The sequence below is a fragment of the Streptomyces sp. CB01635 genome (assembly GCF_002803065.1).
GTDB lineage: Bacteria > Actinomycetota > Actinomycetes > Streptomycetales > Streptomycetaceae > Streptomyces.
Genome location: NZ_NNBL01000001.1, coordinates 711,872 through 732,603, shown reverse-complemented (window position 1 = coordinate 732,603; position 20,732 = coordinate 711,872). Strand labels below are relative to the sequence as shown.

Genomic DNA, 20,732 nt, shown 5'->3' with positions numbered 1-20,732 from the left:
GTCCTGCTCCTTCCTCAGCCGGTGGTGAAGGTGAAGTCGTCCACGTCGAAGAGGGCGTCGGTGCCCGCACCCTTGAAGACCAGGAAGAGCGTCGTGGTCTTGGCGGGCGCCTTGCTGATGGTGCCGGTGACGTCCTTGTACGTCTCCCAGGACCCGGTGGGTTCGACCTTGGCGCTGCCGAGGAGGCGTCCGGTGGCGGAGCCGCTGCGGATCTCCAGCGTGCCGCCGCTACCGGCGGACGCGACGCTCGCGCTGAACGACTTGACGTTGCTCAGGACGTACGGCTTGAAGGAGATCCAGTCACCGTTGTTGATGTCGCCGACCGTCTTGCCGCCCTCCGCCGGGGTGTGGGCGGTGATGCTGACGCCCTTGGAGTCGCCGTAGTGCTCGGCCTGGCGGTGCTTCTGCTGGGTGACGTTCTGGTCGTGGGTGGTCAGCGCGGGCTGGCCGTTGGCGCCCTGGTCGGTGTACTCGGCGTCGAAGACCCCGAAGATGTTGGCGTTCGGGTCGTGCTCGCTGTCCGCGGAGGTCTTGAGGGTGCCGGAGCAGCCGTTGGCCGAGGTGATCGGGTGGCCGTGGCTGTCGTGGCCGAGGACGTGCGTGACCTTGACCTTGGAGCAGTCGATCGTCCCGTCCTCGGGGTCGGTGACCTTCACCTTGAAGGGCACCTCGTCACCGAAGGTGAACAGCTGGCCGTCCGCGGGGAGTTCGAGGGTCACCTTGGGCGCGGTGTTGCCGACGACGATGTGGGCGTCGGCGCTGCCGGTGCGGCCCGTCGTGTCCTTGGCGGTGACGGTCGCGGTGTAGGTGCCGTTCTTCTTGTACGTGTGGCTGGGGGCGGCGCCCGTGCCGGTGGTGCCGTCGCCGAAGTTCCAGGAGTACGTCAGCGCGTCGCTGTCGGCGTCGGACGCGGTCGAGGAGAAGCGGGCCTTGAGCGGGGCCTGGCCCGAGGTCTTGTCGACCTTGGCGTCGACGACGGGTGAGTGGCCGTCGGTCGCGTTCTCGATGCGGTAGAGGCCGGAGTTCTCGTCGCCGCCGAACCAGGACAGGCCGTAGTCCAGGACATACAGCGCGCCGTCCGGCCCGAAGGCCATGTCCATCACCTGCGTACCGGTCCACGGGAACGGATTGATCTTGGCGACCTTGCCGTCCGCGTCCTGCTCGATCCGCTTGATCCACTGCCGGCCGAACTCACCGGCGAAGAAGTTGCCGTCGTAGGCCTCGGGGAACTTCACGGGCGAGGTGTTCGCGGCGTCGTAGCGGTAGACCGGGCCGCCCATCGGGGACTCGGAGCCGGTGCCGAACTCGGGCACGGAGCCGCCGTCGTAGGGGATCCAGGCCGGCTGGGCGGGCGGCAGGTCGACGATGCCCGTGTTGTGGGGCGAGGTGTTCTTCGGCGCGGCGCAGTCGAAGGCGGCGCCGGACGTCTTGGTGGCGAAGTCGTAGTCGATGTACGCGTCGTTGTTGCCGGTGCAGTACGGCCAGCCGAAGTTGCCGGCCTTGGTGACGCGGTTGAACTCGACCTGGCCCGCGGGGCCGCGCTTCGGGTCGGCGGTGCCGGCGTCGGGGCCGTAGTCACCGACGTAGACGATGCCGGTCGGCTTGTCGACGCTGATCCGGAACGGGTTGCGGAAGCCCATCGCGTAGATCTCGGGGCGGGTCTTGTCCGTGCCCGGGGCGAAGAGGTTGCCGTCGGGTATGGAGTACGTGGCGTCGTCGTTGACCTTGATGCGCAGGACCTTGCCGCGCAGGTCGTTGCTGTTGCCGGCCGAACGCCGGGCGTCGTAGGCCGGGTTGCGGGTGGGCTGCTCGTCGATCGGTGTGTAGCCGTCGGAGGAGAACGGGTTGGAGTCGTCGCCCGTCGACAGGTAGAGGTTGCCGTCCTTGTCGAAGTCGATGTCGCCGCCCACGTGGCAGCAGATGCCGCGCGAGGTGGGGATCTCCAGGATCTTCTTCTCGCTGGCGTTGTCGAGCGTGCCGTCCGCGTTGAGCACGAAGCGCGAGAGCTGGTTGTGGCCGTCGAAGGGCTTGAAGTCCGCAGCCGTGCCGTCGTTCGGGGCGTCGCCCGCGGGGGTGTCGAGCGGCGGCGCGTAATAGAGGTAGATGAAGTGGTTGTCGCTGAACTTCGGGTCCACGCCGACGCCTTGGAGGCCCTCTTCGTCGTGGGAGTAGACGTCGAGCTTGCCGGCGACCTTGGTGGTGCCGTTCTCGTCGGTCAGGCGCAGGACGCCGTCGCGCGAGGTGTGCAGGACCTTGCGGTCCGGCAGGACGGCGAGCGACATGGGCTCGCCGACCTCTTCGGCACCCTTGGCGAGGGTGACCTGCTGGAAGTCCTCCGCGGCGGCCGCGGCGTCGGGGGCGGGCGCCGCGCCGGCGTGGGGGGCGCCGATCGCGAATGAGGCTCCGGCGAGAAGTGAGCCGGTGAGGAGTGCGAGTGCCTTGCGGAATCTCGGGCGTTTCCTGTGCACGGAGTTCCTCCGGAAAAGGGCGTGCGTACGGACGGGAGCGTGTCGCGCATGCGCTTGGGGCGGGTGCGATCGGTACGCCGGGGTGCGCCGTCACCCCGGAACTGTGCGTGTCCTGACTGCGTGTCCTGTACAACCTTGGACCGTAGCCACGTTTGTCCGGGACGGAAAGCCCTTGCACAGCAAAGGAGTTGACTTTCTCCCCGCGCAGGACAAACGTGGCCGACGGTCCGCTAGTCGGAGCCGCCGAAGGCCGCGTCGAAGGACGCCGTGGGCGGCTCGAAGTCGAACGCCTTGAGGTGCTTGAGCGCCTCCGGGGCGCCCTGGAGCCGGTCCATGCCGGCGTCCTCCCACTCGACCGAGACGGGCCCCTCGTAGTCGATGGAACGCAGCATCCGGAAGACGTCCTCCCAGGGCACGTCGCCGTGGCCCGCGGAGACGAAGTCCCAGCCGCGGCGCGGGTCGCCCCAGGGCAGGTGCGAGCCGAGGCGGCCGTTGCGACCGTCCAGGCGGCGCCTGGCCTCCTTGCAGTCGACGTGGTAGATCCGGTCACGGAAGTCCCACAGGAAGCCGACCGGGTCGAGGTCCTGCCACACGAAGTGGCTGGGGTCGAAGTTCAGGCCGAAGGCGGCCCGGTGGTCGACGGCGTCGAGGGCGCGCTGCGTGGTCCAGTAGTCGTACGCGATCTCCGACGGATGGACCTCGTGCGCGAACAGGACGCCGTTCTCGTCGAAGACGTCGAGGATGGGGTTCCAGCGGTCGGCGAAGTCCTGGTAGCCGCGCTCGATCATCGGCTCGGGCGCGGGCGGGAACATGGCGACCAGGTGCCAGATGGACGAGCCGGTGAAGCCGATGACGGTGTCGACGCCGAAGGCCGCCGCGGCCCGCGCGGTGTCCTCCATCTCGGCCGCGGCCCGCCGCCGTACGCCCTCGGCCTCGCCGTCGCCCCAGATGCGGGCCGGCAGGATCGCCCGGTGGCGCTCGTCGATGATCGCGTCGCACACCGCCTGCCCCACCAGGTGGTTGGAGATCGCCCAGCATTTGAGGCCGTACTTGTCGAGCAGGGCGCGGCGCGAGTCGAGGTAGCCGGGGTCCGCGAGGGCCTTGTCGACCTCGAAGTGGTCGCCCCAACAGGCGAGTTCGAGGCCGTCGTAGCCGAAGTCGCGGGCGAGCCTGCACACCTCTTCGAGCGGCAGGTCGGCCCACTGTCCGGTGAACAGGGTGAACTGGCGTGGCATGAGCCGTGCCTCCTCAGACCGGGATGGGGGTGTAGACGGAGTTCTTGAGCGCGCTCTCCTCCACGGCGGCGAGCACGCGCTGCACGCGCAGGCCCTCGGCGAAGGACGGTTCGGGCTGTTGGCCGGACGCGATGGCGTGGACCAGATCGCGGGCCTGGTGCACGAAGGTGTGCTCGTAGCCGAGGCCGTGGCCCGGCGGCCACCAGGCCTCCAGGTAGGGGTGGCCGGGCTCGGTGACAAGGATGCGGCGGAAGCCCGCACTGACCCCGGGTTCCGTGTGGTCGTGGAACGACAGCTCGTTGAGACGCTCCAGGTCGAAGGCCAACGAGCCCCTCTCGCCGTTGAGTTCGAGGCGCAGGGCGTTCTTGCGGCCGGAGGCGAAGCGCGTCGCCTCGAAGGAGCCGAGCGCACCGGAGGCGAAGCGGGCCGTGAAGAGCGCCGCGTCGTCGACCGTCACCGGGCCGCGCCCGGTTCCGGTGTCGCCCGCCGCGAGCCCGGCCGACGCCCCTACGGTGTCCTTGAGGATCGGCCGTTCCCGTACGAACGTCTCGGTGAGCGCGGAGACGCCGACGAGGGACTCCCCCGCCAGGTACTGCGCGAGGTCGACGGCGTGCGCGCCCAGGTCGCCCAGGGCGCCCGAGCCCGCATACTCCTTCTTCAGCCGCCAGGTGAGCGGGAAGTCGGGGTCGACTAGCCAGTCCTGGAGGTAGGAGACGCGCACGTGGCGCAGGGCGCCGATGCGGCCCTCCTCGACCATGCGGCGGGCGAGCGCGGTGGCGGGGACGCGCCGGTAGTTGAAACCGGCCATCGCCAACTGGCCGCGCGCACGGGCCCGTTCGGCCGCCTCGACCATCGCCTCGGCCTCGTCGACCGTGTTGGCGAGCGGTTTCTCGCACAGGACGTGCTTGCCCGCCTCCAGAGCGGCGACGGCGATCTCCGCATGGCTGTCGCCCGGGGTGCAGATGTCGACGACGTCGACGTCCTCGCGGGCGATCAGCGCCCGCCAGTCCGTCTCGGCCGCGGCCCAGCCGAGCCGGTCGGCCGCGGCGCGGACAGCCTGCCCGTCCCGGCCGCAGACGGCCGCGAGAACCGGCTGCAGCGGCAGGTCGAAGACCCGGCCCACGGTGCGCCAGCCCTGGGAGTGGGCGGCGCCCATGAAGGCGTAGCCGACCATGCCGACACCCAGGGGGCGCGGTCCGGCCCCGGGCTCCTGAGTCGTGCCCATGCAGTAGTCCTCCTCGTCGACGCCGGTCCCGCGAGATGCGCTGTGGGGGCATCCATCACTTGAAGCCGGTCGGCATGTACTGCGCGACGTTGTCCTTGTCGACGACCGCCGAGAAGAGCGTCACGTGGGCCGGGATCTCGAACTCGGCCATGCCGCTGACGCCCTTGCCCTGGCCGAGGGCGCGCGCGAGGTCGATCGCGGAGGCGGCCATGGTCGGCGGGTAGAGGACGGTCGCTTTGAGGACGCTGTTGCCGGCCTCGATGGCCTGCATGGCGGAGAGCGCCCCGGCGCCGCCGACCATCAGGAAGTCGTCGCGGCCTGCCTGCTTGATGGCGCGCAGGGCGCCGACACCCTGGTCGTCGTCGTGGTTCCACAGGGCGTCGAAGTTCTTCTGCGCCTGGAGGAGCTGCGACATCTTCGCCTGGCCGGACTCGACGGTGAACTCGGCGGCCTGGCGGGCGACCTTCTTGATGTTCGGGAAGTTCTTCAGGGCGTCGTCGAAGCCCTGGCTGCGCTGCTTGGTGAGCTCCAGGTTGTCGAGGCCCGCGAGCTCGACGACCTTGGCGTTCTTCTTGTCCTTGAGCTGCTCGCCGATGTAGTTGCCGGCGCTCAGGCCCATGCCGTAGTTGTCGCCGCCGATCCAGCAGCGGTACGCCTGAGGGGTGTTGAAGATCCGGTCGAGGTTGACGACGGGGATCCCGGCGCGCATCGCCTTCAGGCCGACCTGGGTGAGGGCCTTGCCGTCGGCCGGCAGGATCACCAGGACGTCGACCTTCTTGTTGATGAGCGTCTCGACCTGCCCGATCTGCGCGGCGGTGTCGTTCGAGCCCTCCGTCGCCTCCAGGGTGACGTCGGAGTACTTCTTGGCGCGCTCGGTGGCGTTGTCGTTGATCGCGTTCAGCCAGCCGTGGTCGGCCTGCGGCCCCGCGAACCCGATGGTGACGTGCTTGCCCGGCTTGTCGTCCGCGGCCGGCTTGTCGTTCGCCGCGGGCTTCGCGTCCTTGGGCTCGTTGCTCGTGCAGGCGGTGAGCAGTCCGCCGGTGGTGACGGCGGCTGCCGCTCCGAAGAGCAGTCCTCTGCGGCTCGTGGTCTCTGGCATGTCGGTGGGCCCTTCCCTAGTCAAGAAGTGGTGGTGGAGGTGCGTCGCTGGACCAGGACCGCGGCGACGATGATCGCCCCCTTGGCGATCTCCTGGACGTCGCTCTGCAGATTGTTGAGCGCGAAGATATTGGTGATCGTGGTGAAGATCAGTACGCCGAGCACGGAGCCGGTGATGGTGCCCCGGCCGCCGGTGAGCAGGGTGCCGCCGATGATCGCGGCGGCGATGGCGTCGAGTTCGTAGAGGTTGCCGTTGGTGTTCTGTCCGGAACCGGCCAGGACGATCAGGAGGAAGGCCGCGATGCCGCAGCACAGGCCCGACAGGAGGTAGAGGTAGAGGCGCTGGCGGCGTACGTCGATGCCGGCGAGGCGCGCGGCCTCGGCGTTGCCGCCGACGGCGACGGAGCGGCGGCCGAACGTCGTACGGTTCAGGACCAGCCAGCCGACGACCGTGACGGCGGCGAAGACGAGGACGAGCGGCGGGATGCCGAGGATGTAGGCGTCGCGCTCGCCGAGCTTGAGGACGCTGTCCACGGACACGGTCTGCGTCTTGCCGTCGGTGATCTGGAGGGCGAGGCCGCGGCCCGACGCGAGCATCGCGAGGGTGGCGATGAAGGGGACCATGCCGCCGTACGCGATCAGCAGTCCGTTGACCAGTCCGCAGCCGACGCCCACGACGACGGCGGTGAACAGGATTCCGGCGAAGCCGTAGTCCTGCGTCGCGACCGTGGTGGCCCAGACGCTCGCGAGGGCGACGATCGCGCCGACCGACAGGTCGATGCCGCCGGAGATGATCACGAAGGTCATGCCGACGGTGACGACACCGATGACGGACGCCTGCGTGAGGATCAGCTGCACGTTGTTCGTGTCGAGGAACGAGTCGGGCTGGGTGATGCCGCCGATCAGGACGAGGGCGGCGAGGACGCCCACCAGGGACAGGGTCCGCACGTCCGGGCGGAAGCCTTTCGGCCGGGGGCCGGCGGGCGTGGTCTTCGAGGTGGCGGGCCGGGCGGGGGATGCGGGCTGGGTCATGGTGCCGGGCTCCCTTCGGGTGCGGGTTCTTGGGCGTGATGCCGGGCAGGGGCGGGGTGGTGCGTGAGGCTTCCGGGCTGCGGGCCGGTGGGGGTTTCTCGCGCCGTTCCCCGCGCCCCTTTCAGGGGCGCTCCTGGGCTCCGGCGAGGACCAGGTCGAGCACCCGGTGTTCGTCGAGTTCCGTCGCCGGCGACTCGTGGACCACCGCTCCCTCGCGCAGTACCAGGACCCGGTCCGCGAGTCCGAGGACCTCGGGGACCTCGCTGGAGACCATGAGGACCGCGAGGCCGTCGTCGGCGAGGCGGCGGATGACGGCGTAGAGCTCGGCGCGGGCGCCGACGTCCACGCCGCGGGTCGGCTCGTCGAGGAGGAGGACGCGGCAGCCGCGCAGGAGCCAGCGGGCCAGGACGGCCTTCTGCTGGTTGCCACCGGAGAGGGTGCGCACCGGCGCGGACGGGTTGTCGGGGCGCAGGGACAGCTCGCGGGTCGCGGCCCGCGCGGCGTCGAGCTCCTTGCCCCGGTCCAGCCAGCCCCCGTACGAGAAGCGGGACATGGAGGAGACGGAGACGTTGTTGGTGACGGACTCCAGCATGAGGAGTGCCTGTGCCTTGCGCTCCTCGGGGGCGAGGCCGAGGCCGGCGCGGACGGCGGCGCGGACGCTGCCGGGCCGCAACACCTTTCCGTCGACGGCGACCTGTCCGGTACTGGCCTTGCGTGCGCCGTAGATCGTCTCGAGGATCTCGGAGCGTCCCGAGCCGACGAGGCCCGCGAGGCCGACGATCTCGCCGGGCCGCAGTTCGAGATCGAGTGGCGCGAACTCCCCTTGCCGGGAAAGGCCTTTGACGGTCAGGACGGGTTCGGCACGAGGCGGTCCCGAGGGGCGCTCGGGGAACACGTACTCGACGTTACGGCCGGTCATGAGGGCCACCACGTCGCGGGTCGGCGTCTCCTTGGCGGGCAGTCCGCCCGCGACCGCACGGCCGTCCTTGAGGACGGTGACGCGGTCGCCGATCCGGCGGATCTCCTCCAGGCGGTGCGAGATGTAGACGACGGCGACGCCGTCCGCGGTGAGGGAGTCGACGATGCGGAAGAGGTTGTCGACCTCGTCCGGGTCGAGGGCGGCCGAGGGTTCGTCCATGACGATGAGGCGGACGTCGTGGGAGAGCGCGCGGGCCATGGAGACGATCTGCTGCTGGGCCGCCGAGAGGTCACCGACGAGCGTGCCGGGCCCGATCTCGTCGTGCCCAAGTCGCTTGAGCAGTGCGGCGGTTGTGGTCCGGGCGTCACGCCCGCGGACCACGAATCCGGCGGTGGTCGGCTCGTGTCCGAGGTAGACGTTCTCGGCGACGGACAGCCCCTCCACCAGGTCGAGTTCCTGGTAGATGGTGGCGATGCCGAGGCGCATCGCGGCGATGGGCGACTTGAGCACCGTGCGCTCGCCGCGCCAGGTGATCGTGCCGTCGTCGGGCTGGTGGGCGCCGGCGAGGACCTTGATGAGGGTGGACTTCCCCGCGCCGTTCTGGCCGAGGAGGCAGTGCACCTCACCGGCCAGGACCTCCAGGTCCACGCCGTCGAGGGCGCGGACGCCGGGGAACGACTTGGTGATGCCGGACATGGTGAGCAGGGGTGGTTCCGGTGCCATGAGTGATCCCCTCGGCGGATGCGGGCCGGTGCCAGGGCAGGGCGGAGCTGAGCGCCGTACTGGTGTGGTGATCGCGTGCGGTGTTACGCCGGGCGGTGTTACGCCGGTGAGAACAGGTGGTCGCTGATCAGGCGGGCCGCGCCGATGACTCCGGCGGTGGGGCCGAGCTCGCCCAGGACGATGGGGAGGTTGCCGGTCGCCAGGGGCAGCGACTGGCGGTAGACCTGGGTGCGCAGGGCGGCGAGAAGCGTGTGGCCGAGGCCGGTCACGCCACCCCCGATCACCACGAGGCCCGGATTGAAGAAGCTGACGAGTGAGGCGATGACCTGCCCGGTGCGGTTGCCGCCCTCGCGGATGAGATCGAGTGAGGTGGCGTCACCGGCGGCGGCCGCGACGGCCACGTCGGCGGCGCTGAGCTTCCCGGCCGCCTCCAGCAGGGCGGCGAGTTCGTCGGAACGGCCCTCGCGGGCGGCCTCCTCGGCGTCGCGGGCGAGTGCCGCGCCGCTGAAGTAGGCCTCCAGGCAGCCCTTGTTGCCGCAGGCGCACTGGCGTCCGTCGGGCTCGACCTGGATGTGGCCGATGTCGCCGGCGCTGCCCGTCGTACCGCGGTAGACCTCTCCGCCGACGACGATGCCGCAGCCGATGCCCGTGCCGATCTTGACGCAGAGGAAGTCGCGCGCGGAGCGGGCGACGCCCGCGTGCTGCTCCCCCATCGCCATCAGGTTCACGTCGTTGTCGACCATGACCGGGCAGCCGAGTTCCTGGCTGAGGGCCTCGCGGACGGGGAAACCGTCCCAGCCCGGCATGATCGGCGGCGCGACCGGCACGCCCTCGGGGAACCGGACGGGTCCGGGGACGCCGATCCCGGCTCCGTCGAACCCCTCGGCCAGCCCGGAGGCCCTCAACTTGGCCGCCATCGCGAGCACTTGCTCGAAGACGGCGACCGGACCCTCGCGGACGTCCAGGGGCTGGTTGATGTGCCCGAGGACTTCCAGTTCGGCGTTGGTGACGGCGACGTCGACCGAGGTCGCGCCGATGTCGACGCCGAGGAAACGCAGTTCGGGGGCGAGCCGGATGTTGTGGGAGCGGCGCCCGCCGCGCGAGGCGGCGAGTCCGTCGGCCACGACGAGGCCCGTCTCCAGGAGCCGGTCCACCTCGACGGCCAGCTTCGACCGCGAGAGGTCGATCTGATCGCCCAGCTGGGCCCGGGAGTTGGGTCCGCCGTCGCGCAGCAGACGCAGCAGGCGCGCCTGGTGCGCGTTCGCGGGTCGAGCCGTCATGCGTCTCACGTGCCCCTCCCTGCCTCACCGGGTCGCCTGTCGTCCCGTCTTCGGGCTTTCGAGGGGAACGTAGCAGTGCTTGCCGGGAGTGGGAAGAAGTTGCGCAGCAATTACCCATGACTTTCTCCAGTGACAGGACAAAGGGCCGGGAGGGAAGATCCGCGTACCCTGTCGCTCGCACAACTGATGGACGTCACAAGGGGGTTGGAATGACGGAGAGCACGCGCGGCCCGGAGGAGAAGACAGAGGTGCGACGGCCCGCCCCCGAACTGCGGGTCAGCACGCTGGAGCTCTTCTTCGACCTCGTCTTCGTCTTCACCCTGACGCAGATCACCGTGCTGCTCGCGCACGACCTGTCGTTCGCCACGGCGGGCCGGGTCGTCCTCATCTTCGTCGTGCTGTTCTGGATGTACGGCGCCTATGCCTACCTCACCAACCAGGTCCCGCCCGACCGGCCCTCACGCCGGCTGCTGCTCATCGTCGGGATGGGCGCGTTCCTGGTGTGCGCGCTCGCCATCCCGCGCGCCTTCACCGACGGCGGCGTGGTCTTCGGCCTCGGGTTCCTGCTCGTCGTCGTGGTGCACAGCGCGCTGTACACGCGCAGCCACGGCCGTGACGTGGTCTGGTACGCGGTGCCGAACGCGCTGGCCGCGCTCGCCGTGACGACGGCCGGCTTCCTCCACGGGCTCGCCGCCGACGCGTGGTGGGTGCTCGCGATCCTGCTGCAGATCGTGACGCCGTTCCTGGCGCAGGCCGGTCCCCGCAGCCACGGCGGGCGCACGACGGACGACCTCAGGGGTCAGCTCGGCGGCCTGGAGCCGGGGCACTTCGTGGAGCGCCACGGCCTGCTCCTGATCATCGCGTTCGGCGAGTCCGTCATCGCGATCGGCATCGGCATCGGAGACCAGCCGCTGACGGTGGGCCTGTTCGGGGGCGCGTTCCTGGCGCTGGCGGTCGCGGTCGCACTGTGGTGGACGTACTTCGTACGGGACGAGGGGGCGGCCGAGGAGTCGTTCCGCGCCACGGAACCCGCGCGCCGCTTCCGCCTCGCGATGAACGCGTACTACTACGCCTTCCTGCCGATGCTGCTCGGGGTCGCGTTCCTCGCTGCGGGTGTGAAGAAGTCGCTCGGGCATCTCGGTGAACATCTGCACACCGGGCCCGCGCTCGCGCTCGCGGGCGGTGTCGCGCTGTTCCTGGCCGGCGATGTCGCGTTCCGGACCGCCATGCGGCTCTCCCCGCTCGCCTTCCGGGCAGCGGCCGTGCCGCTGGTGCTCGGTGCGGCACTGCTCGGGATACATGTGGCCGCCGTGGCGGAACTCATCGCGCTCGTCGTGATCCTGGTGGCGATGCTGGCCGCGGAGGCCCGGTGGTCACCCTGTGAGGAGCGTGCCACGACGGTCGCGTGAGCCGCGCGGCTCCGGCCCCCCAAGGTACGGCGCAGGGGCTTTGGCGCAGGGTCCGGCGCAAGGGCTCGGCGCAGGGGTTCGGTGCCAACTGCCGCCCACGGCCCGCGGGCGGCACCCCGGACCCGCCCTACGCCTGCTCGCGCCGGTGGTACGTCTCGCGGGTGTGCTCGGTGTGGGCCCGCATGACCGCCGTCGCCCGCGCCTCGTCCCGCTGCGCGATCGCCGCGATCAGCTCGCGGTGCTCGATCCAGGACTGCTTGCCGCGCTGGCGGGCGACCGGCTGGTAGTACCAGCGCACGCGGCGGTCCACCTGTCCGGCGAGCTCGCCGAGCACGACGTTCCCCGCGAGCTCCATGACCTTGGCGTGGAAGGCCGCGTTCGTCGCCACGACGAGTTCGACGTCCCCGTCGGCGACGGCCTGCTCGCCTCTGGCGCAGAGCTCTTCGAGGGCGGCGATCCCCGCCTTGCCGGCGTTCGCTGCGGCAAGGCGGGCCGCCTCGGCCTCCAGGAGCGTACGGACCGTGAGGAGCTGGTCCGCCTCGTCCTCGGTCGGTTCGTGCACGAAGGCACCCTGCGCCGGACGGAGATCGACCCAGCCCTCCGTGTTCAGCCGCTGGAGCGCCTCACGCACGGGCTGCCTCGACACCCCTAGGTGACCGGCGAGTTCGCTCTCGACCAGGTGCTGGCCCGGCTGAAGTGCACGCGTCGTGATCAGTTCGAGCAGCGCCTCGTAGACCCGCTCGCGCAGCGGTCCGGGGCGCTCGAGCTTGGGCACCGCCCCCTGCGGCAGTCCTGTGGACAACATCGCGGTCCCCCTCCTGGGCAACGGAGAAGCCAGTATGAATTGGCTTTCGTCTACAGTCTACCGAGCACAATGGCCAGTAGGGGCGGGAGTTGGGCTCGTCACACCCGTGAACGCCGCGAAATCACGCCTGCTCAGGGGCAGCGGACGACCTGGCCCGCGTAGGACAGGTTCCCGCCGAATCCGAAGAGCAGCACCGGCTGGCCGGTCCGGATCTCACCGCGCTCGACGAGCTTGGAGAAGGCGAGCGGGACACTCGCGGCGGAGGTGTTGCCCGAGTCGACGACATCGCGAGCGACGACGGCGTTCACCGCGCCGATCTTCTCGGCGAGCGGCTCGATGATCCGCAGGTTCGCCTGGTGCAGGACGACGGCGGCCAGATCCGCCGGCGTGTACCCGGCCCGCTCGCAGGCCGCGCGGGCCAGCGGCGGCAGCTGCTGCGTCGCCCAGCGGTAGACGCTCTGGCCCTCCTGCGCGAAGCGCGCCGGCTCGCCCTCGATGCGGACGGCGTTGCCCATCTCGGGCACGGACCCCCACAGGACGGGCCCGATGCCCGGCTCGTCGCCGGGCGGGCAGGCCTCGACCACGACGGCGCCCGCGCCGTCGCCGACGAGGACGCAGGTCGTGCGGTCCGTCCAGTCGGTGACGGCAGACATCTTGTCGGCGCCGATCACCAGGGCGCGCGTCGCGGCGCCCGCCCGCACGGCGTGGTCGGCGGTGGCGAGCGCGTGCGTGAAGCCCGCGCACACCACGTTGACGTCGAGCGCGGCGGGCGAGGGCACGCCGAGGCGGTGCGCGACGCGCGCGGCCATGTTCGGTGAACGGTCGACGGCGGTGGAGGTGGCGACGACGACGAGGTCGATGTCGGCCGCCGTCAGCCCCGCCGACGCGAGCGCCTTTGCCGCGGCGTGCGCGGCCAGGTCGTCGACCGGTTCGTCGGGGCCCGCGATGTGACGGGTGCGGATGCCCACGCGGCTGCGGATCCACGCGTCGTCGGTGTCCACCATGGCCGCCAGGTCGTCATTGGTGAGGAGCCTGGCGGGCTGGTAGTGGCCAATGGCGGCGATGCGCGAACCGGTCATGGGTGGGGCCCCTCGGTGTTCGGGATGCGGATCCACCAGTCTGGTGAGCGACTCACCGGTACGAGGGCACGTAAAGCGACAGGATTGGGGCGCCCTGGTTGGAGGGTGCCCCACATCACCCTGCGGCGTCCGGGGTCTGTCCCGTTCTACCCGGTGAAGAGCTGCCTCGCCTTCTGTACGAGTTCGTACAGGCCGTACGCGAGCGGCACCCCGACCCACAGCCAGGCGAACAGGGTGAGCGCGCGACGGCTAGGCGGACTGCCGGCGCTCTGCGGCTGCGTCATCGGTGGCCTCCCTCGGGGCGGGGATGTGGTGGCGGGCGTGGACGGGACGGATCAGCTCGTTCGCGACGAAGCCCACGACGAGCAGGCCGATCATGATCGTGAAGGACAGACCGTAGAGGTCCTGGCCGTGCTTTCCGGCCTCTTCCTGGCTGTCGGCGACCCAGTTGACGATCAGCGGGCCGAGCACACCGGCGGTGGACCAGGCCGTGAGCAGCCGGCCGTGGATCGCGCCGACCTGGTAGGTGCCGAAGAGGTCCTTGAGGTACGCGGGGACGGTGGCGAAGCCGCCGCCGTAGAAGGAGAGGATCACCAGCGCACAGCCGATGAACAGGGGCTTGGAGGAGTCGCCGAAGCGGGCGATCAGCAGGTACATGACGGCGCCCACGCCCAGGTAGAGGCGGTAGACGTTCTTGCGGCCGACCAGGTCGGAGGCGGAGGACCAGCCGATGCGGCCCGCCATGTTCGCCGCCGACAGGAGCGCGACGAAGCCGGCCGCGGCGGAGACGCCGACGGGGGTGCCGCTGTCCTTGAAGAAGTCCGTGATCATCGGGGCGGCCTTCTCCAGGATGCCGATGCCCGCCGTCACGTTCATGCAGAGCACGAGCCACAGGCACCAGAACTGGGGGGTGCGCACGGCGCTGCGGGCCGAGACCTGCACCCCGTCGAGCGGCGCCGGCGCCCCGGCCTTGCGCACCCCTTCCGTACGCGGCACCCGCACGAGCAGCACCCCGAGCGACATGAACACGGCATACGCGAGTCCGTGCACGAGGAACGCGAGGGCGATGCCCTTGGAGTCGGCGCCGAAGGACTCCAGCATCTGAGCGGACCACGGGGAGGCGATCAGCGCGCCGCCGCCGAAGCCCATGATCGCGATGCCGGTGGCCATGCCGGGCCGGTCGGGGAACCACTTGATCAGGGTCGACACGGGCGAGATGTAGCCGATGCCGAGGCCGATCCCGCCGACGAAGCCGTAGCCGAAGACGATCAGCCAGAACTGTCCGGTAGCGGCGCCGAGGGCGGAGATCAGGAAGCCGGAGGAGAAACAGACGAGGGCGACGGTCATCGCCCAGCGCGGGCCGTTGCGCTCGACGAGCGTGCCGCCGAAGGCCGCGGAGAGGCCGAGCATCACGATGCCGAGCTGGAAGGGGAGGGCGCTCTGGGTGCCGCTGAGGTGCATGGCGGACTCGAGCGGGGGCTTGAAGACGCTCCAGGCGTAGGCCTGGCCGATGGAGAGATGGACGGACAGAGCGGCGGGCGGAACGAGCCAGCGGCTCCAGCCGGTTGGCGCGACAGGGGGCCTCATGATCCCGAACGTTAGGGAGCCGTCCGGGAGTTGGGAAGAGCGCGCACCGGAATCCGTACACGGTATGCGATGCGCCACCTCTTGTCGGCCCATCTTCCATACTGTAGACAATATTCCATCGACAGTCCGACGGTCCTCCGCACTCTCCTCCCGTGAGAGCAGGAGCCCTCGACCGAACGGAGCTCGCCATCGTGAAAGTCGCAGTCCTCGGCGCCGGTGCGATCGGCGCCTACGTCGGAGCCGCGCTGCATCGCGCCGGCGCCGACGTGCATCTCGTCGCCCGTGGACCGCACCTCGCGGCCATGAGGCAGCACGGCGTCCAAGTACGCAGCCCCCGCGGTGACTTCACCGCCCGGGCCAACGCGACCGACGACCCCTCGGGGATCGGCCCGGTCGACTATGTCTTCCTCGGTCTCAAGGCAAACTCGTACGCGGCGTGCGGGCCGCTCATCGAGCCGCTGCTGCACAGCTCGACGGCCGTGATCGCGGCCCAGAACGGCATCCCCTGGTGGTACTTCCACCGGCACGGCGGCCCGCACGACGGGCAGCGCATCGAGAGCGTGGACCCCGGCGGCGCGGTCAGTGCGGTGCTCGCGCCCCAGCGGGCCATCGGCTGTGTCGTCTACGCGGCGACGGAGCTCGAAGGCCCGGGCGTCGTACGCCATCTCGAAGGAACCAGGTTCTCCATCGGGGAGCCCGACCGCTCGGTGTCGGACCGCTGCCTCGCGTTCAGTCAGGCGATGCAGGCCGGGGGCCTCAAGTGCCCGGTCGAGCCCGAGCTGCGCGGTGACATCTGGATCAAGCTGCTCGGCAACATCTCGTTCAACCCGATCAGCGCGCTGTCCCGCGCGACCATGCGGCAGATGTGCCTGCACGGCGGCACACGCCGGGTCATCGAGATCATGATGACCGAGACGCTCGCCGTCGCCGGGGCACTGGGCTGCCGTCCGGACATCTCCGTCGAGCGGCGGCTGGCCGGGGCCGAGCGCGTCGGCGACCACCGCACCTCGACACTCCAGGACCTGGAGCGCGGCAAACCGCTCGAACTCGACGTGCTGCTCGCGGCCGTCGTGGAACTGGCGGAGATCACCGGCGTCCCGGTCCCGACGCTCCGCACCGTCCACGCCATCTCGGATCTGCTCGCCGACCGCATGAGGAGCGCGGCATGAAGAAGCGGGACCGCACCCCGAAGACGTACACCCGCCTCACCCATCCCCTCGTCCGGGACTCCCGGGACGAGCCGCTGCGCCGCGCCACCTGGGACGAGGCGCTCGCCAGGGCGGCGGACGGCTTCCGGCGCGCCAAGGAGGCGCACGGCCCGGACGCGTTCGCGATGCTCTCCTGTGCCCGCGCCACGAACGAGATGAACTACGTGGCGCAGAAGTTCACGCGCGTCGTGATGGGCACCAACAACGTCGACTCGTGCAACCGCACGTGCCACGCCCCGAGCGTCGCGGGCCTGTCCGCGGCGTTCGGCTCGGGCGGCGGCACCTCCTCGTACGAGGAGGTCGAGCACACCGACCTCATCGTGATGTGGGGCTCCAACGCCCGCTTCGCGCACCCGATCTTCTTCCAGCACGTCCTGAAGGGGATCAGGAACGGGGCACGGATGTACGCGGTCGATCCGCGCCGCACCTCGACCGCCGAGTGGGCGGAGAGCTGGCTCGGTCTGAACGTCGGCACGGACATCCCGCTCGCCCACGCCGTAGGCCGCGAGATCATCCACGCGGGCCTGCACAACAAGGCGTTCATCGAGCGGGCCACGACCGGCTTCGACGAGTACGCCGAGCTGGTCGAGCCGTGGACCCTCTCCCTCGCCGAGAAGGTCACGGGCGTCCCCGCCGCCGCCATCCGCGACCTCGCGCACGCCTACGCCACCGCCGAGCGCGCCCAGCTGTGCTGGACCCTCGGCATCACGGAGCACCACAACGGCACGGACAACGTACGGGCGTTGATCAATCTGTCGCTGCTCACCGGGCACGTCGGCCGCTACGGCTCCGGCGTCCAGCCCCTGCGCGGGCAGAACAACGTCCAGGGCGGCGGCGACATGGGCGCCATCCCCAACCGCCTGCCCGGCTTCCAGGACATCCTCGACAGCGCGCACCGCGTCAAGTTCGAGCGCGCGTGGGGCGCGGCCATCCAGCCGCGGTACGGGATGACGCTCACCAACATGTTCGAGGCGATGGAGCACGGCGAACTGCACGCCGTGTACTGCATCGGCGAGAACCCCGCCCAGTCCGAGGCCGACAGCGAGCAGGCGATACGCCGTCTCGCGGCCCTCGACCATCTGGTGGTGCAGGACATCTTCCTGACGAAGACGGCGGAGATGGCCGACGTGGTCCTGCCGGCGACCGCCGCCTGGGCGGAGACCGAAGGCACAACGACCAACAGCGAGAGGCGAGTTCAGCGCGTGCGCGCCGCGCTCACCCCGCCCGGCGAGGCCCGCGAGGACATCGACATCATCTGCGAGGTCGCCGCGCGGCTCGGCCACGACTGGAAGTTCGCCGACTCCGAAGCCGTCTGGAACGAGCTGCGTGACCTGTCGCCGGACCACTTCGGCATGACGTACGACCGCCTGGAGGAGCACCAGGGCCTTCAGTGGCCGTGCCCGGACCTGGAGGTCCTGCCGTCGAGCTTCCTGCACGGGAGGCTGTGGGAGCAGGATCCGGCGCTGCGCGGCCGTGCGGCGCCCTTCGGGCTCGTCGCACACGACCCGCCGGTGGACCTGACGGACGAGTCGTTCCCGATCCGCCTGACGACGGGCCGGCGCCTCGACTCGTACAACACCGGTGTGCAGAGCGGGAGTTTCGCCTCTCCGCTGCGGCGCGGCGAGTACGTCGAGCTGTGCCCGGAGGACGCGGAGCGGTACGGCGTCGTGGTGGGCGAGGAGGTGCGGGTGTCGTCGCGGCGCGGCGTGGTGGTGGCGCCCGTGTGGGTCGACCCGGCGCTGCGGCCCGGGCTCGCGTTCATGACCATGCACTTTCCCGACGAGGTGGACACCAACCAGCTGACGATCGAGGCGAACTGCCCGATCGCGGGGACGGCGGAGTTCAAGGCGTCGGCGATCCGTATCGAGAAGCTGCCCGTCGCGGCCGTGAGGAGCTGAGACAGGTCATGGATCTGCACTTCGGTGACAGCAAGCCCACCGACGAGGAGCGCGAGGCGGTGGACGAGCTGCTCGGGCCGCCCGGCTCCGCATGGGAAGCCCCTTTCGGTGACTCGACGGTCCGTTCGGACGCGGATCTGCGCTGGGCGCGCGGGGGCCGTGCGGCGCGGGAGCGGCGGGACCTGCTGTTGCCGGGGCTGCACGCGGTCAACGACCGGGTCGGCTGGATCAGCGACGGCGCCCTCGACTATCTGTGCCGGCGGCTGACGGTGCCGCCTGCGGAGGCGTACGGGGTGGCGACGTTCTACTCGATGTTCTCCGTGAAGCCGCGCCCGGCGACCGTGCTGCACGTGTGCACGGACGTGGTGTGCGCGGCGGCCGGCTCCGCCGAGCTCTGCGCGGCGGTGGAGGGGCGGCTGGGGCTCGGCAGTGGGGTTTCGGTTGAGCGGAGTCCTTGTCTGGGGCTGTGCGAGCGGGCTCCGGCTGCGCTGGTGGTGCGGGCGGGTTCGGGGGCGGGCGCGGATTCAGGCGCGGGTGCGGGCGCGCCTCATGAACCCGGTGCCGAGAAGCCGTACGCGACAGCCGTCATAGCCCCCGCCACCCCCGAGGCCACCGTCCTCGCCGCCTCCGCCCCCGAGGCCGCCGAGCCCGAACCGCCCGCCTCGCTCGCCGTCCCGCAGGCCGGGCAGCCCGGGCTCACCCTGCTGCGCCGCATCGGCGTCGTGGACCCGGCCTCGCTCGACGACTACCGGTCCCACGGCGGATATGCCGCCCTGCGCCGGGCGTTCAGGCTCGGGCCCGCGGGGGTGATCCGGGAGGTGACCGACGCGGGGCTCGTCGGGCGCGGCGGGGCGGCCTTCCCCACCGGGGTGAAGTGGAAGGCCACCGCCTCGCAGCCGGACCATCCGCACTACCTGGTGTGCAACGCCGACGAGTCCGAGCCCGGCACCTTCAAGGACCGGGTCCTGATGGAAGGGGACCCGTACTCCCTCATCGAGGCCATGACGATCGCCGGGTACGCGGTCGGCGCCCACAAGGGATACCTGTATCTGCGCGGTGAGTACCCGCGCGCGCTGAGGCTGTTGAGCAACGCGATCGGGCAGGCGCGTGCCCGCGGGCTCCTCGGGGACGACGTGCTCGGTCAGGGCTACGCCTTCGACATCGAGATCCGGCGGGGCGCGGGCGCGTACATCTGCGGCGAGGAGACCGCGCTCTTCAACTCCATCGAGGGCTACCGCGGCGAGCCGCGCTCCAAGCCGCCCTTCCCCGTGGAGAAGGGCCTGTTCGGGAAGCCGACGGCCGAGAACAACGTCGAGACGCTCGTGAACGTGCTGCCGATCCTGACGACGGGCGCCGAGGCGTACGCGGCGATCGGCACGGAGAAGTCGACCGGGCCGAAGCTGTTCTGTGTGTCCGGGAGCGTCGAGCGGCCGGGGATCTACGAGCTGCCGTTCGGCGCGACGCTCGGCGAACTGCTCGACCTCGCGGGGAAGCCGGGGAACCTGCGGGCCGTGCTGCTCGGCGGCGCCGCGGGCGGCTTCGTGCGCGCCGACGAGATGGACATCCCGCTCACGTTCGAGGGGACGCGCGCGGCCGGCACGACGCTCGGCTCGGGCGTCGTCCTCGCCATCGACGACACCGTTCCGCTGCCGCGCATCCTGCTGCGGATCGCCGAGTTCTTCCGCGACGAGTCGTGCGGACAGTGCGTGCCGTGCCGGGTGGGCACGGTCCGGCAGGAGGAGGCGCTGCACCGGATCGCCGAGCGGACGGGTGCGGCGGCCGCAGGTGACATCGCGCTGCTCAGGGAGGTGGGGCGGGCCATGCGGGACGCCTCGATCTGCGGTCTGGGGCAGACCGCGTGGAACGCCGTGGAATCCGCCATCGACCGCCTGGGGGCGTACGAATGACCGCCATACCGCTGGGAGTGCCGCGCCGCCTCGTCGAGTTCACGCTGGACGGGCAGGAGGCGCGGGTGCCCGAGGGGTCGACGATCCTGGACGCCTGCCGGGCCGCGGGCAAGGACATCCCGACGCTGTGCGAGGGCGACACCCTCACCCCGAAGAACGCGTGCCGGGTGTGCGTCGTCGAGGTCGAGGGCGCCCGCACCCTCGCACCGGCGTGCTCGCGCAAGGCCGAGGCGGGGATGGAGGTCCGCACCGACACGGAGCGGGCCCGGCACAGCCGCAAGGTCGTCCTCGAACTGCTCGCCTCGTCCGTGAACCTGTCGACGACACCGCGCGCCGCCGAGTGGATCAAGGAGTACGAGGCGAAGCCCGACCGGTTCGGCCCGGACGCGGCACGCGTCGACGAGGAGCCGCGCGTCGACAACGACCTGTATGTCCGGGACTACGACAAGTGCATCCTCTGCTACAAGTGCGTCGACGCGTGCGGTGACCAGTGGCAGAACACGTTCGCCATCTCGGTCGTCGGGCGCGGCTTCGACGCCAGGATCGCCGTGGAGCACGACGCGCCGCTGACGGACTCGGCGTGCGTGTACTGCGGCAACTGCATCGAGGTGTGCCCGACGGGCGCGCTGTCCTTCAAGTCGGAGTTCGACATGCGGGCGGCGGGCACCTGGAACGAGGAGGAGCAGACGGAGACGACGACCGTGTGCGCGTACTGCGGAGTGGGCTGCAACCTCACTCTCCATGTGCAGGACAATGAGATCGTCAAGGTCACCTCGCCGCACGACAACCCGGTGACCCACGGCAACCTCTGCATCAAGGGCCGCTTCGGCTATCAGCACGTACAGAACCGGGACTGATC

16 protein-coding genes are annotated in these 20,732 nt (G+C 70.7%); 5 read left to right on the top strand and 11 right to left on the bottom strand.

What is annotated here, in order from left to right; genetic code table 11:
- Nucleotides 1-14: 14 nt before the first annotated feature.
- From CG723_RS03120 to CG723_RS03090, 7 genes are all read right to left on the bottom strand, one after another.
- Nucleotides 15-2,468, bottom strand: a complete 2,454-nt coding sequence (locus CG723_RS03120; RefSeq protein ID WP_100591590.1) for a PQQ-dependent sugar dehydrogenase — start codon at nt 2,466-2,468, stop codon at nt 15-17.
- Nucleotides 2,469-2,698: 230 nt separating this feature from the next.
- Nucleotides 2,699-3,703 carry a sugar phosphate isomerase/epimerase family protein gene (locus tag CG723_RS03115; protein WP_100591589.1) on the bottom strand — a complete coding sequence of 335 codons (1,005 nt, stop codon included), beginning with the start codon at nt 3,701-3,703 and terminating at the stop codon, nt 2,699-2,701.
- A gap of 13 nt (nt 3,704-3,716) precedes the next feature.
- Nucleotides 3,717-4,928: a Gfo/Idh/MocA family protein gene (locus CG723_RS03110; RefSeq protein WP_100591588.1), complete on the bottom strand. Its 1,212-nt coding sequence runs from the start codon at nt 4,926-4,928 to the stop codon at nt 3,717-3,719.
- 55 nt (nt 4,929-4,983) lie between these two features.
- Entirely contained in the window at nt 4,984-6,027 is a 1,044-nt protein-coding gene (locus CG723_RS03105; RefSeq protein WP_100591587.1) for a substrate-binding domain-containing protein, read from the bottom strand.
- 20 nt (nt 6,028-6,047) lie between these two features.
- Nucleotides 6,048-7,058, bottom strand: coding sequence for an ABC transporter permease (locus CG723_RS03100; protein ID WP_100591586.1), 1,011 nt, complete (start codon nt 7,056-7,058; stop codon nt 6,048-6,050).
- Nucleotides 7,059-7,179: 121 nt separating this feature from the next.
- Nucleotides 7,180-8,700, bottom strand: coding sequence for a sugar ABC transporter ATP-binding protein (locus tag CG723_RS03095; RefSeq protein WP_100591585.1), 1,521 nt, complete (start codon nt 8,698-8,700; stop codon nt 7,180-7,182).
- 98 nt (nt 8,701-8,798) lie between these two features.
- The gene (locus CG723_RS03090; protein ID WP_100591584.1) at nt 8,799-9,980 is read right to left on the bottom strand and encodes an ROK family transcriptional regulator; all 1,182 of its coding nucleotides are present in this window, start codon (nt 9,978-9,980) and stop codon (nt 8,799-8,801) included.
- 209 nt (nt 9,981-10,189) lie between these two features.
- Here CG723_RS03090 and CG723_RS03085 point away from each other — a divergent pair, with 209 nt between their 5' ends.
- Entirely contained in the window at nt 10,190-11,389 is a 1,200-nt protein-coding gene (locus tag CG723_RS03085; RefSeq protein ID WP_100591583.1) for a low temperature requirement protein A, read from the top strand.
- A 127-nt stretch (nt 11,390-11,516) separates the two neighbouring features.
- Here CG723_RS03085 and CG723_RS03080 read toward each other — a convergent pair whose 3' ends face one another.
- From CG723_RS03080 to CG723_RS03070, 4 genes are all read right to left on the bottom strand, one after another.
- The gene (locus CG723_RS03080) at nt 11,517-12,194 is read right to left on the bottom strand and encodes a GntR family transcriptional regulator (protein WP_100591582.1); all 678 of its coding nucleotides are present in this window, start codon (nt 12,192-12,194) and stop codon (nt 11,517-11,519) included.
- A 131-nt stretch (nt 12,195-12,325) separates the two neighbouring features.
- A complete protein-coding gene (locus CG723_RS03075) occupies nt 12,326-13,273 on the bottom strand; it encodes a beta-ketoacyl-ACP synthase III (RefSeq protein WP_100591581.1) in 948 nt (315 codons plus the stop codon).
- A gap of 146 nt (nt 13,274-13,419) precedes the next feature.
- Entirely contained in the window at nt 13,420-13,557 is a 138-nt protein-coding gene (locus tag CG723_RS46775) for an MFS transporter small subunit (protein WP_199841638.1), read from the bottom strand.
- The gene (locus tag CG723_RS03070; protein WP_100591580.1) at nt 13,523-14,860 is read right to left on the bottom strand and encodes an OFA family MFS transporter; all 1,338 of its coding nucleotides are present in this window, start codon (nt 14,858-14,860) and stop codon (nt 13,523-13,525) included. The genes CG723_RS46775 and CG723_RS03070 overlap by 35 nt, the downstream gene beginning before the upstream one ends.
- A gap of 191 nt (nt 14,861-15,051) precedes the next feature.
- Here CG723_RS03070 and CG723_RS03065 point away from each other — a divergent pair, with 191 nt between their 5' ends.
- From CG723_RS03065 to CG723_RS03050, 4 genes are read left to right on the top strand one after another with little or no spacing between them, the layout of a single operon-like run.
- Nucleotides 15,052-16,029, top strand: coding sequence for a 2-dehydropantoate 2-reductase (locus CG723_RS03065; RefSeq protein ID WP_100591579.1), 978 nt, complete (start codon nt 15,052-15,054; stop codon nt 16,027-16,029).
- Nucleotides 16,026-17,966, top strand: a complete 1,941-nt coding sequence (locus CG723_RS03060) for a molybdopterin oxidoreductase family protein (RefSeq protein WP_100591578.1) — start codon at nt 16,026-16,028, stop codon at nt 17,964-17,966. Before CG723_RS03065 ends, CG723_RS03060 begins: the two co-directional genes overlap by 4 nt.
- An 8-nt stretch (nt 17,967-17,974) precedes the next feature.
- Nucleotides 17,975-19,873 carry an NAD(P)H-dependent oxidoreductase subunit E gene (locus CG723_RS03055; RefSeq protein WP_100591577.1) on the top strand — a complete coding sequence of 633 codons (1,899 nt, stop codon included), beginning with the start codon at nt 17,975-17,977 and terminating at the stop codon, nt 19,871-19,873.
- The gene (locus tag CG723_RS03050; RefSeq protein WP_100591576.1) at nt 19,870-20,730 is read left to right on the top strand and encodes a 2Fe-2S iron-sulfur cluster-binding protein; all 861 of its coding nucleotides are present in this window, start codon (nt 19,870-19,872) and stop codon (nt 20,728-20,730) included. The genes CG723_RS03055 and CG723_RS03050 overlap by 4 nt, the downstream gene beginning before the upstream one ends.
- The last annotated feature ends 2 nt before the right edge of the window (nt 20,731-20,732 follow it).